The organism is Streptomyces xanthophaeus (assembly GCF_000725805.1).
Classification (GTDB): Bacteria; Actinomycetota; Actinomycetes; order Streptomycetales; family Streptomycetaceae; genus Streptomyces; species Streptomyces xanthophaeus.
The window spans coordinates 171,436-183,701 of the sequence record NZ_JOFT01000012.1 but is presented as its reverse complement, the minus strand read 5'-3'; the positions used below and the strand labels follow the sequence as shown (position 1 = coordinate 183,701).

13 protein-coding genes and 1 pseudogene are annotated in these 12,266 nt (G+C 72.6%); 8 read left to right on the top strand and 6 right to left on the bottom strand.

The annotated features are described in order from the left end of the window. The first annotated feature begins 130 nt into the window (after positions 1 to 130). From IO30_RS47835 to IO30_RS46775, 5 genes are all read left to right on the top strand, one after another. The gene (locus IO30_RS47835; RefSeq protein ID WP_237403356.1) at positions 131 to 322 is read left to right on the top strand and encodes a hypothetical protein; all 192 of its coding nucleotides are present in this window, start codon (positions 131 to 133) and stop codon (positions 320 to 322) included. A 208-nt stretch (positions 323 to 530) separates the two neighbouring features. Next, complete coding sequence (locus IO30_RS0106715) at positions 531 to 1,886, top strand: CBM96 family carbohydrate-binding protein (protein WP_237403358.1); 1,356 nt, start codon at positions 531 to 533, stop codon at positions 1,884 to 1,886. Between the two features lie 165 nt (positions 1,887 to 2,051). Further along, positions 2,052 to 3,392: an MFS transporter gene (locus tag IO30_RS0106710; protein WP_107066853.1), complete on the top strand. Its 1,341-nt coding sequence runs from the start codon at positions 2,052 to 2,054 to the stop codon at positions 3,390 to 3,392. After that, a complete protein-coding gene (locus tag IO30_RS0106705) occupies positions 3,389 to 4,402 on the top strand; it encodes a TolB-like translocation protein (RefSeq protein WP_031140268.1) in 1,014 nt (337 codons plus the stop codon). The genes IO30_RS0106710 and IO30_RS0106705 overlap by 4 nt, the downstream gene beginning before the upstream one ends. Before the next feature lie 226 nt (positions 4,403 to 4,628). Then, the gene (locus IO30_RS46775) at positions 4,629 to 4,811 is read left to right on the top strand and encodes a DUF5999 family protein (RefSeq protein WP_078903803.1); all 183 of its coding nucleotides are present in this window, start codon (positions 4,629 to 4,631) and stop codon (positions 4,809 to 4,811) included. Between the two features lie 210 nt (positions 4,812 to 5,021). Here the strand turns inward: IO30_RS46775 and IO30_RS0106700 are convergent. After that, positions 5,022 to 5,498, bottom strand: a pseudogene (locus IO30_RS0106700) (transposase); the annotation flags it as partial. Here IO30_RS0106700 and IO30_RS45275 point away from each other — a divergent pair. Continuing rightward, complete coding sequence (locus IO30_RS45275) at positions 5,451 to 5,606, top strand: hypothetical protein (RefSeq protein ID WP_157853129.1); 156 nt, start codon at positions 5,451 to 5,453, stop codon at positions 5,604 to 5,606. The pseudogene IO30_RS0106700 and the gene IO30_RS45275 sit on opposite strands and share 48 nt — an antisense overlap. A 27-nt stretch (positions 5,607 to 5,633) precedes the next feature. On the opposite strand, the gene IO30_RS0106690 is transcribed toward IO30_RS45275, so the two are convergent. After that, complete coding sequence (locus IO30_RS0106690; protein ID WP_037893354.1) at positions 5,634 to 6,014, bottom strand: CU044_2847 family protein; 381 nt, start codon at positions 6,012 to 6,014, stop codon at positions 5,634 to 5,636. Between the two features lie 112 nt (positions 6,015 to 6,126). After that, entirely contained in the window at positions 6,127 to 6,837 is a 711-nt protein-coding gene (locus IO30_RS0106685; protein WP_031140262.1) for a FadR/GntR family transcriptional regulator, read from the bottom strand. A 138-nt stretch (positions 6,838 to 6,975) separates the two neighbouring features. Here IO30_RS0106685 and IO30_RS0106680 point away from each other — a divergent pair, with 138 nt between their 5' ends. Continuing rightward, entirely contained in the window at positions 6,976 to 7,512 is a 537-nt protein-coding gene (locus tag IO30_RS0106680; protein WP_031140260.1) for a gluconokinase, read from the top strand. Positions 7,513 to 7,524: 12 nt separating this feature from the next. After that, positions 7,525 to 8,922: a GntT/GntP/DsdX family permease gene (locus tag IO30_RS0106675; protein WP_031140258.1), complete on the top strand. Its 1,398-nt coding sequence runs from the start codon at positions 7,525 to 7,527 to the stop codon at positions 8,920 to 8,922. Positions 8,923 to 8,955: 33 nt separating this feature from the next. On the opposite strand, the gene IO30_RS0106670 is transcribed toward IO30_RS0106675, so the two are convergent. From IO30_RS0106670 to IO30_RS0106660, 3 genes are all read right to left on the bottom strand, one after another. After that, positions 8,956 to 9,939, bottom strand: coding sequence for a hypothetical protein (locus tag IO30_RS0106670; RefSeq protein ID WP_051859002.1), 984 nt, complete (start codon positions 9,937 to 9,939; stop codon positions 8,956 to 8,958). 78 nt (positions 9,940 to 10,017) lie between these two features. Then, the gene (locus IO30_RS0106665) at positions 10,018 to 11,292 is read right to left on the bottom strand and encodes a cytochrome P450 (protein ID WP_031140255.1); all 1,275 of its coding nucleotides are present in this window, start codon (positions 11,290 to 11,292) and stop codon (positions 10,018 to 10,020) included. A gap of 85 nt (positions 11,293 to 11,377) precedes the next feature. Beyond that, entirely contained in the window at positions 11,378 to 12,190 is an 813-nt protein-coding gene (locus IO30_RS0106660; RefSeq protein ID WP_031140254.1) for a hypothetical protein, read from the bottom strand. Positions 12,191 to 12,266 lie beyond the last annotated feature (76 nt).

The window sequence follows — 12,266 nt, the reverse complement described above, 5'->3', positions numbered from 1 at the left end:
AAGCATGCACGAACTGCTGGATCGAGCCCGCTCGTTTCGAGATCGCATCGCCCCCGACCCGTCGGTCTTCCGGAACTTCGCCCTCGGGTAGAGCCCCACGAGGCTGTGGGTCAGCTGCTGGGACTCGCGCGTGGTCCCCGCCCTCATCACCGCTGCTGCGCCGGGCGGACTCTTCGAGCTGTGCAATGCGGGACACATCGTTCCGCCGTACCAGCCGGGTCATGGGTCAGGAGAAGCCGCCCCATTGAGCATGCGGGGTGCAAGTTCTGATGGTCCGGGACATCGTCCTCTGCGGGCATTCCCGCTCCGGCGCCGCTCCTGACCGCACCCCCGCGAACGTGGCAGGGCCGACGGCGCGACCTTGGTCCGCCGCTGACCGCCTTGACCACTGCCGCACACCAACCGGTGTCCACGATCGAGGGTCAAGCCCCTACGTTCCGTGGCGCCCACGTACCGCAAGCGAAAGGTTTCGCATGCCCAGTCGGAAGACCACCACGGTGGCTCTCGTCGCTGTACTCGCTTCAGCCGCTGTGGCGGCCACTACCCTGACAAGCCTCGCGCCCAGCGCGTCGGCGACGGACATCAAATTCTCCCCGACCGCCGACACCTACGTCAACAACCGCTACGCCAGCACGAACTACGGCACATCGAAGCAGCTCGGCGCGGACAACAGCCCCGTCAAGCGGATGTTTCTGAAGTTCGACGTCACGGGCATCACCAAGCCCATAACCCGGGCGACGCTCCGGATCCACGTCGACGACGTCGCGGGAGCGGAGAGCAGCAGCGGCGGCACGTTCCGCGCGATGTCCAACACCTCGTGGTCCGAGACGTCCGTCACGTACGGAAACCGGCCCTCCATTGACGGCACCGTACTGGGCACCCTCCGCTCGGTCTCCCGTAACACCTGGTACAAGGTCGACGTGACCTCGTACGTGAAGGGCAACGGCACCTTCGGCATCGGCGTGACCTCGTCGAGCAGCAACGGGGCGGACTACGACTCGCGCGAGACCGGCGCCACCGCACCACAGTTGGTAATCGAGACTGGCGGCGGTCCGACGCCGACAACGCCGACCCCGTCGGGCTCCACCACCCCGCCGCCCGGCGACCCGGTGCTCGTCGGTGCGGGTGACATAGCCACATCGGGTTCCGGGGACACCGCGACGGCGAAGCTGCTCGACAACATCTCCGGCACGGTGTTCACCGTCGGGGACAACGCCTACCCGAACGGCACTGCGTCGGACTTCTCCACGTACTACGAGCCGACCTGGGGCCGCCACAAGGCCCGCACCCGCCCCGCGCCGGGCAACCACGACTACCACACCTCGGGCGCCTCCGCGTACTACAACTACTTCGGTACCAAAGCGGGTGCGGCCGGCAAAGGCTACTACTCGTACGACCTCGGCAACTGGCACGTCGTGGCGCTGAACTCCGAGACCGGCATGACGGTGGGCTCGGCCCAGGAGCAGTGGCTGCGCGCCGACCTTGCGGCCAGCACCAAGCCGTGCACGGTGGCCTACTGGCACAAGCCTCGGTGGACCTCGAGCTCCGGCCACGCCCCCGACCCGGCGACGGGTCCGCTCGTGCAGGCACTGTACGACAACAACGCCGAGGTCATCCTGACCGGCCACAACCACCAGTACGAGCGGTTCGCCCCGCAGAACCCGAGCGGCCAGCTCGACACTGCGCGCGGTCTGCGGCAGTTCGTCGCCGGCATGGGCGGTGCGAGCCTCTACGGCTTCGGCACCATCAAGCCCAACAGTGAAGCCCGCAACAACGACACCTTCGGCGTGCTCAAGCTGACCCTGCACGCCAGCAGCTACGACTGGCAGTTCGTCCCCGTGGCGGGCAAGACGTACAAGGACAGCGGCACCGGCACCTGCCACTGATAGCGCCCGTACCGTTCTCCCCTCTGCCGGTCCGGCCATCTGCCTGACCAAGCCGGATGCCGCCCGCGCCACCGCTTCGGGGGCGCGGCGGTGTCCGGGCCCCACCCGCCCTGATCCCCTGCACATCCCCCTCATCCCTCATCCCCGTCCGGAGGTCGCAACCCCGTGTATCTCTCCACGATCGGCAGGAAGGAGCTGCCAGCCGACTCCGCCGTCACCGGCCGGCGCGGCCGGTGGACCATGGTCGGGGGCAACGTCCTCACGCTCGGCGCCGTCAGCCTGATCACCGACGTCTCCGCAGAAATGGTCAGCGCCGTCCTGCCCCTTTACCTTGTCCTCGGCCTGCAACTCAGCCCGGCGGCTTACGGAGTCCTCGACGGGCTCAACACCGGGGCCACCGCCCTGCTCAGACTCATCGGCGGGTACGTGGCCGACCGGACAAGCCGGCGCAAGGCGGTCGCCGGCGCCGGATACGGCCTCTCGGCCCTGGCCAAGCTCGGCCTGGTCGCCGTGGGCAGCTCCGCGTCGTCGATCGGGCTGGTGCTGACCGCCGACCGGGCGGGCAAGGGATTGCGTACCGCTCCGCGCGACGCGCTCATCACCCTGTCCGCGCCAAGCGACGCGCTCGGCCGCGCCTTCGGGGTGCACCGCGCCATGGACAGCATCGGGGCCTTCGCAGGCCCCCTGGTGGCGTTGGCCGTACTGACCGCCTCCGGCCAGTCGTTCGACGCGGTCTTCGTCACCAGCTTCTGCATCGCGGCCTTGGGCGTGCTGGTCCTCGTCCTCTTCGTACGGGACCATCGGGAGGCGGGGCCGACGAAGGGCACCGTCTCACCGCGCGCCCTCGGCCGGCTCCTGCGGACCGGGCCGGTCCGGCGCCTGGTGGCGGCCGCCTGCTTGCTGGGACTCGCCACCATCGGCGACGGATTCGTGTACCTGCTGCTGCAGCGGCGCGAGTCGCTGTCCATCGGATGGTTCCCGCTGCTGGCCGTCGGAACCAGCCTCTCCTACCTGCTCCTTGCGGCCCCACTGGGTGCGCTCGCGGACCGTATCGGAAGGCTGCCGGTGATGCTCGGCGGCTACGGCATGCTGGCGCTGGTCTACCTGCTGCTGCAAGGCCCGCTCGACGGCCCGATGCTCCTGGTCCTGGTCGTCGGCCTGAACGGGATCTTCTACGCCGCCACCGAGGGCGTGCTGATGGCACTCGCCGCACCCGTGCTGCCGGAACGGCTGCGGACGACCGGCATCGCCGTGATCCAAAGCGGCCAGGCGCTGGCCTACCTCGGCTCGTCCGTGCTGTTCGGGCTGGCCTGGCAGGTGTGGGGCGCGGCCGCGGCGAGCCGGGGGGCGGCGCTGTGCGTGGTCGTCGGCGCGGTGGCGACGGCGTTCCTGCTGGCCCCTGGGGCCTCCCGAACCGCGGCCCCGACAGCAGGACCCGCCGTGCACACGACTCGGGAACCGGATCCGGAGCGAAACCCGGATGAAAGGACTGGTACTTGCGAATGAACGCCCCCACCCAGCGCGGCAGGATCATGGTGACCGTGCTCGCCGCCGCCCTGCTGGCGACCCTGGCAACCACCACCGTCGTCCGCGCCCGTCACAACGCGGCCGACGCCCACGGCGACGGCCCCGGTCCGGTCGCCGCAGCCTCCCCGGACGGTCGGCACTCACACGGCAGTCGGCTCCAGGTGCTGAGCAACGGGTTGCTGTCCACGGTGTCCCTCGCCGACCCGGCGGGCCCGCGGACCGTCACGTCGCAGCGCTGCGACCGCGCTTACACCGCGGGCGGCACCACCGCCTGCCTCACTCCCACCGGCGCACTCAGCGAGCCCCGGCTCCTGGTTCTCGACGCGGACCAGCAGGTTCGACGTACCGTCAACCTGACCGGTCTCCCGAACCGGACCCGGGTCTCCCCAGACGGCCGGATGGTCGCCTGGACGCTGTTCGTGGGCGGGGACTCGTACGCCGGCGGCGGCTTCTCGACCCGTACCGGGATCCTCGACACGCGCACGGGCGGGCTCACCCACTCCTTGGAGGAATTCGCCGTCTACCGGCAGGGGCACCCCTACCGGGCGGCGGATATCAACGTCTGGGGCGTCACCTTCGCCGCCGACAGCAACCGCTTCTACGCGACGCTCTCCAGCGCGGGAACCCGCTCCCTGGTGGAGGGGGACCTGGCGGCCAGGACCCTGCGCATCCTGGTGGACAACGTGGAGTGCCCGTCGCTGTCTCCGGACAATACCCGGGTCGCCTTCAAGCAGGCCGTCGGTGCCGACCCCGCCAAGGGCTGGCGCCTGTCCGTCCTCGACCTCGCGACCCTGGGGCGCACCGAGTCGGCGGAGACGCGAACGGTGGACGATCAGGCGGCCTGGCTCGACAACTTCACCCTGGCGTACGGGCTCCAGCGCGGGGACGGTACCAACGACGTGTGGACAGTACCGGCGAACGGCAGCGGCGAGCCCCATGTCCTCGTTTCCGGGGCCAACTCGCCCGCCGCGACGGAAGCGGCGCGCTGATGCGGGTGGGGCGGGCACGGAGTCCGCGGCCCTTTCGGACTGCTGCCCCGCCACGCGTCCACCCTTCGGCCACGACCACGACCAGATCGCCCCGTTCGTGACCAAGCTGATCAGCGCCTGACCAACTCTCCGACGGGGCCGCAGCTGCACGACCCGACCGCGTCCTGCCTCGGACAGCCACCACGACGGCAGCCAGCCCAGCCATTCGCCACGCATGAGGACTACCATGTGCAACCATCAGCCGCCCTGCCCGCCGGCCACTGCGCCGGACCATGATGCCGCCCGCACCATCGTCTTCCACCCTGAACAGGGGTGGAGCCTCCTGTGCAACGGAGTCCTGGCCTTCGAGGACGGCGGTGAACTGCTGCCGGGCGGCGAAGTCATCGAGCCTTCACCAGGGGCTTGCTGAACGCCGTATGAACCAGGGAACGGCCCCTCCACAGCAGCCGACTGCTGCCCCGCTCACAAATGGCTGACGCCAGCGCATGGGCCTTGACCCCGGATCTTGCTGCTGGTGGAAGTCGTTCTCGTAAGCGATCGGAGATCGCTGACCTCAGGTTTGTCCCGTAAGTGACCTTTGATTCGTCGGTGCGGGTCGGTTGCGGTGCGGTCCGCTCGTCTATCCGGCGAGGGCGAGGTTGTGCATGCGGGCGATGCCGAGCATGGCGTGGTGGACTCCGTCGCCTTTGAGACGGCAGTCGCGGAGGATCTTCCAGTTCTTCATACGGGCGAAGACGTGCTCGACTCGGGCTCGGACCTGCTTGTGGGACTTGTTGTGCTCCTGCTTCCAGTCGGGCAGGTCTTTGCCCTTGCGGCGGCGGTGGGGCATGACGAGTCTGGTGCCTGGATAGCCGCCGCCGGCGATTGTGAGTGTCTTGCCGACGGCGGCTTCGGCGCCGGTGACGACCTGGTGGTTGGTGGAGTACCGGTAGTTCTTCGACTGTGCGGCGATGGTGTGGTCGCGGGTGGGCACCAGGGTGCCGTCCACGATGAGCACGGTCCTTTTCCGGAACCTCTGGCGCGGCCGCATCGCGAGGAGTGGGCCGAGATGGGCAACGATGCGGTCCGCCGCCGATTTCGAAACACCGAACAGCGGTGGGGCTCGTTCGTCTACTTCTCGGACCCGGACGGCAACGGCTGGGCGGTCCAGCAGACCGCCCCGCGCACCTCGCCCGGGGCGCGGGACGGGGAACAGTCCAGCTGATCATCGCGAGCGGGCCTTCGGCCGCGGTCATCCGCTCGCGTCGGGCGGGCCCACCGTGTCCTGTGCCTCACGACGGCGCCAGGTGAGGGTGACCGAGACCGCGGCCTTCGCCTCGCCGTCCGCCAGGAGGGCGACGGCCTTGCCCGGCCTCGCCGCCAGTTCGATCCCGAAGGTGGCGCTGACCTCGTCGGGGCGGGCGGCGCGGGCGGCGTCGAGGACGGCGGATCCGATGCCGCTGACGAGTTCGTTCAGCTGGTCCACGCGGGCGGTGAGGTGGTCGAGGGCGCCCACGTCCTCGTAGAGGGGCTCCTCCTGCCCGTGGGGAACGTCCTCGGGGCGCATCACGCTGACGCGTGCGAGCACGGTCTCCCCGTTGGGCAGTTCGATCTGCTGGATCTGGCGTTCCATCATCTCTCCCCGGGACATCGGGCAACCGCCCCGCATCCGGGCGCCGTTGGCCTCGCCGAAGGCCATTGTGCCCGCCGTGCCCGGCTCGTGCAGGGTGATCTCCGGACGGGGACTACGGGGCGAGGACGTCCAGTTCCTCCAGGGCGCCCACCGCGATCCTGCGGGTCAGCGCCTCGGCGCGGGCCGCGTCGCCCTCCCTGACCGCTTCGGCCACCTGGACGTGGAGGGTGACGGCCGCCGGGTCGGGGTCGTGGAACATCACCGCATGCTCGGTACGGCCGGTGAGGACCTCCGCGACCACGTCCCCGAGCCGGGCGAACATCTCGTTGCCGGAGGCGTTCAGCACGATGCGGTGGAAGGCGACGTCGTGCTTCAGGTACCCGTCGAGCTGGTGGCCGCGCGAGGTGCGGACCATGCCGAGGGCGGCCTCGGTGAGCTCGGCGCACTGGTCGGGGGTGGCCAGGGCCGCCGCCAGTCCGGCCGCGACCGGCTCGATCGCGGAGCGGAGCACGGTCAGGGAGCGCAGCTGGCGGGGCCGGTCGGCGCCGGCCAGGCGCCAGCGGATGACCCGCGGGTCGTACACGTTCCACTCGTCGGCGGGGCGGACGGTGACACCGACGCGGCGGCGCGACTCGACCAGGTGCATGGACTCCAGGACCCGGACGACCTCCCGGACCACGGTCCGCGACGCATCGAAGCCCGCGGCGATCTCGTCGGTGCGCAGCACGCTGCCCGGCGGGTGCTCCCCCGCCGTGATGGCGAGGCCGAGGGTGTCCAGCACGTGGGAGTGCAGACCCGGTCCGGGACTGCCTTCGGTGGTCATGGCGTAAGCGTACGGTGACACCCCGGCGAACAAAAGGTGCGATGTTTTACCGCCTCCACCTTGAATAAGTACTACTTAATAGGCTTCAGTGGTGCCCACGAACACGGACCGATGTCGACGAGGACAGCGAGGTACGACGTGAGCACCCAGCGCGTCATTGTGGTGATGGGCGTGGCCGGGACGGGCAAGACGACCGTGGGCCGGATGCTCGCGGAGGCGCTCGGCGTCCCGTACGCCGAGGGCGACGCCTTCCATCCCGCGGCCAACGTCGCCAAGATGTCGGCCGGCACTCCCCTGGACGACGCGGACCGGTGGCCGTGGCTGGACGCCATCGGCGCATGGATCCGCAACCGGGGCACGGGCCGCGGCGCGGTGGTCTCGGCGTCGGCGCTCAAGCGCGCCTACCGGGACCGGCTGCGCGCCGTGACCCCCCGCACGGTCTTCGTCCACCTCACCGGGGAGCGCCCGCTGATCGAGGAGCGGATGGCCGCCCGCAAGGGCCACTTCATGCCCACCACCCTGCTGGACTCGCAGTTCGCCACCCTGGAGCCGCTCCAGGAGGACGAGCCCGGCGTCGTCGTCGACGTGTCCGGATCACCGCAGGAGATCACCGAACGGGCGCTGGCCGCCCTGCGCGGGCTCCGCACACCCGAGAACCAGCACCCCGAGAACTAAGGAATCTTCAGCGTGACCAGTCTCAGCGTCGAGACCCTGGCAGCGGCCGGCACCGGACCGATCACCACGGCCGGGAACACCCAGTTGGGCATCGCCGTCCTCGCGGGAATCGCCGTCATCGTCCTGCTCATCACCCGCCTGCGGATGCACGCCTTCCTGGCGCTGACGGTCGGCTCGCTCGCCCTCGGCGTCTTCGCGGGCGCTCCCCTCGCCAAGACCATGGCCAGCTTCACGGCCGGCCTCGGCGCGACGGTCGCCGGGGTGGGCATGCTGATCGCGCTCGGCGCGATCCTCGGCAGACTGCTGGCCGACTCGGGCGGCGCGGACGAGATCGTCGACACGATCCTGGCCCGGGCCAAGGGGCGGGCCATGCCCTGGGCGATGGTGCTGATCGCCTCGGTGATCGGGCTGCCGCTCTTCTTCGAGGTCGGCATCGTGCTGCTGATCCCGGTGGTCCTGCTGGTGGCCAAGCGGGGCAACTACTCCCTGATGCGGATCGGGATCCCCGCCCTGGCCGGACTGTCCGTGATGCACGGGCTGGTCCCGCCGCACCCCGGGCCACTCGTCGCCATCGACGCGCTCCACGCCAACCTCGGCGTCACCCTCGCCCTCGGGGTGCTCGTGGCCGTCCCGACCGTGGTCATCGCCGGCCCGCTGTTCTCCCGGTACGCGGCGCGCTGGGTGGACATCCCGGCCCCCGAGGCCATGATCGCCCAGCGTCCTTCCGCTGAGCTGGAGCGGCGCCCGCGGTTCGGGGCGACCGTCTTCACCGTGCTGCTGCCGGTGGGCCTGATGCTGGTCAAGGCCCTGGTCGACATAGTCGTCGACGACCCCGCCAATGCGGTGCAGCGGGTCACCGACGTCATCGGCTCGCCCCTGATCGCCCTGCTCGCAGCGGTGCTGGTGGGCATGTTCACCCTCGGCCGGGCGGCCGGCTTCACCAAGGAGCGGCTGTCGTCCACGGTGGACAAGTCCCTGGGCCCGATCGCCGGGATCCTGCTGATCGTGGGCGCGGGCGGCGGCTTCAAGCAGACCCTGATCGACGCCGGAGTCGGCCAGATGATCATGGACCTGTCGGAGCACTGGGCGGTACCGACGCTGCTGCTGGCCTGGCTGATCGCCGTGGCCATCCGGCTGGCCACGGGATCGGCGACCGTGGCCACGATCTCGGCGGCCGGTCTGGTGGCTCCCCTCGCCGCGGGCATGTCCACGACGGAGACCGCGCTGCTGGTCCTCGCCATCGGGGCGGGCTCGCTGTTCTTCAGCCACGTCAACGACGCCGGGTTCTGGCTCGTCAAGGAGTACTTCGGGATGACCGTCGGACAGACCGTCAAGACCTGGTCGGTGATGGAGACCATCATCTCGGTGGTCGCCCTGGGCTTCGTCCTGCTGCTGTCAGCGGTCCTGTAGCCCAAGGCTCCGGCCCGGTCCCGGGAACCGCGTTCAGCGCTTGCGGGGTGCCTCGCCGAGCTGCGCCGCCGCCAGGGCGAATCCGTCCGCCGCGGTGGCGCACCGGCATGCCAGGACCGTGACCTCTGCGCACAGTACGCCGGCGCCCGGGTCCCGCCAGGCGGGCGCGTCCGCGGCAGCGCGCAGCCGCCGGGCGTGGGAGCGCAGCGCCGCCGCGTGGCCGCGCAGACTGCCGGGACGTTCCGGTACCGGCCCCTGGACCGGTCCCGCGTGGGCCTGCGGACGCGGGTACGGATGCGGGCAGGGGTGCGGCGGCCGGGACGCGGGCGGGGGTGACTGTCCCTCGGACAGTCCGGGGCCCCGGTCGCAGAAGGCCCGGAAGGCCGCGCCCAGCCCGAGCAGCGGCTCCGGGGGCACCGCCCGCCCGGTGGCGACCTGCCAGCCCGCGTGGTCGTTGAAGGGGTTCGCGTCGGTCAGGGCGTGCCAGGCCAGGATGTCGGCGAAGGCCGGGGTGAGCAGGGAGAAGGCGGGCCCGGCGCCCCGCTCGCGCATGATGCTCCGGAACAGCCGGGCGGCCTCCGCCTGGCGGCCCCCTTCCACCGCTTCCAGGACCGCCGCCGCACCGGGATCCGTCCGCAGGTCGGGGCGGGCCGCGCTGACCGCCCGCAGGCGTGCGCGCAGCCCGCAGACGGCCACGGTGACCGCGAGGCTCTCACGGCCCGTCAGCATCCCGGCGAGCCTCCCGGCCCGGGCCGCGCCCCGGCCGCGCGGGGCCCAGCCGAGGCCCGCCGGGTCGGTGAGGGTGCGCAGCAGGGTGTGCCAGCCCTGTCGGCGGCGGCCGCCGCGGGCCAGTGCGGTCGCGGGCAGCCGGGGGCCGAAGGCCAGCCCGGAGGCGTAGCGGGCGGCCTCGCCGACCGCGTCGGCGGCCTCGGCGAGTTCACGGCACAGGTCGGCGAGCAGCTCGGTGTCCGCGTCGGTGGACGCGGGGGTGGACGCGGCGGTGGCGGCGTCGGGCATGGGGTCCTCGCGTGGTCGGCAGGGGTCGGGGGAAGCGGTGCGGCGGCCCCGGCGGGGCCCGCGGTCAGCGGTCAGTGGTCAGCGGCGGATGAGGGTGAGCCGGATGCCGTGCGGGTCGAGCGTCGTGGGCAGCGGGCCCACGGGGTCCACGGCCGGCCGGGACGCCCCGACGCGGTGGCCGCGCAGGACCTCGGCGCAGAACGCGGCCGTGACCAGCAGGCCGAGCTGGTCGCCGGGGCACCGGCCGCCGCCGTGGCCGAAGGGCGCCATCCGGATGTCCTGGTCGGCGTCGGGGCTCTTCCACCGGCCCGGTACGAACACGTGCGCGGCCGGTACCCGTTCGGGGTCGCGCTGGTGGAACGCGGCGGGCAGCAGGACGGAGGTGCCGGCCGGATAGCGCACGCCCCGCCACTCCGTCTCGGCCCGGGTGGTCCGCACCAGGTCGGGCACCACCGGGTACAGCCGCAGGGTCTCCCGTACGCAGGCCCGCAGCCGGGGCAGTTCACCGCGGGCCGCGGCCCCGGCCGCCTCGGCGGCGGCCGCGTCCTGCTCTGCGGGGTGCGCGCCGAGCAGGAGCAGGGTGCGCAGCAGGGTGGCCGGGAGGGAGTCCAGGGCGAGCAGCCACTGGCGGGCCTGGCCGAAGGGGTCCCCGACGGCGGCGGGGGCCGCCTGCTGGGCGGCCCGCCCGAGGAGGGTGCTCGGCCCGGCCCGGCGGGCGTACTCCCGGATGCGCCGCGCGGCCCTCGCCCGGTTCTTGGGCCGGGAGCGGGCGAGCCAGTCCGAGAGTTCCACGTCGTCGGCGGCCGCGTCTCCGAGGACGATGCGGCGGGCGGCGCGGCCCATGGCGTGACGGGCGCGGGCGAGTTCGAGGCTGCCGGATCCGGTGAGGTGGCGGGCCTCCTCGGCGACGGCCGCCAGGAAGGTGCCGCAGGCGGGGTGTACGGCGATCCCGGCGGCGAGGACCTCCGCATGGGTCTGCCGTTGCTCCCGGCCGTCACCGGCGTGCGGGCAGCCGAGGCCGGGGGGCTGTGCTCCGGTTTCGAGGACGCTCAGGGGTTCGGCGTAGAAGCGGTCCAGGTCCTCGGGGGCGAGCAGGACGAGCACGGTCCGCCCGGACCGGGCCCGGACGAGCACGGGCGCGTCGCCGCGGCGGGCGCGCAGGGCACCCAGTACGGCGGCGGAGGCGCGGGCGGTGCCGGGGCGCGGCCTGGTGCGTGCGGGCACGAGGCCGAGGACGAGGGCGGCGGCGCGCGGTACGGATTCCCGTACGGACGTCCGCAGCCCGGGTTCCGCTCCGAGGGCCCGTACCCGGGCTCGGAGCCCTTCGAGGGCGACCCCTTGGACCGTACGCATCCGTCTACCTCCGCAGCGGGAACGACAACGCTCGGCGACATCGGCATCACCGTACGTCGCTCCCGCGGGGCGCGCGCTCCGAGTGCTACGGGTGGGTGCCGGACCCGGCCGGCTGCGCGCCGCCGTCCGGCCGTACGGGGCCGGACGGGGCGAACACCGCGTCACGGAAGGCGGTACGCAGGGGCGCGGGCCGGTCGTCCGCGGGCCGGTCGTCTGCGGACCGGTCGTCTGCGGACCGGTCCGCGGTGGGGAGCAGGACGGCCCAGCGGCCGCGGCGCGGGCAGACCCACAGGGCCGGGCCGGACGGGGCGGGCGCCGGGTGGACCCAGACGCCGTAGGGGGCGGGGTGCCAGAGCAGGCCGCGGGCGGGGGTGAGCTCCCCGGTGCGGATGCGCAGGGACTCGGCGGTCCAGGCGCGCACGGCGCCCTCCGCGGCGACGACGTGGCACAGGAAGCGGACCAGGTCGGCCAGGGGTGCGCGCAGGGTGACCTCGTCGAAGCGGGTGCCGGTCATCCCGAGGGGGTGCCAGACGCGGGCGGCGGCGAGGCCGGCGAGGGGGCCGCCGCCGAGGTGCTCGGCGAGGCCGGTGAGGGCCGTGGTGGCGGCCCCGTCGGTGTGGGTGAGCAGGTGGTGGGCGGTGGTCCCGGCGGGCGCCTCGTGCCCGTAGGCGGTCAGCGGCGTGTGCAGGTGCAGCGCGCCTTCCCCGACGAGGCTGCCCAGCACGGGCCAGAGCGCGAGGGCGGCTGCCAGGGCGCCGACGTCGAGATCGGCGTCCGCGTCCGGGACGCCCGATCGTGCACGGGCGCCTTCGGGACCGCCCACGGCCCAGGCCGCCCCGGGGTCGGCGCGGGCCACGAGCGCCCGGATGTCCTCGGCCTGGCCGCTCAGCAGGGTCATGGTCACCCACGCTAGCCACCCGGCCCCGGCTCCCCCGCCCCGTATCCCGCGCGGCCCGCCGCGCACCACCCGTATG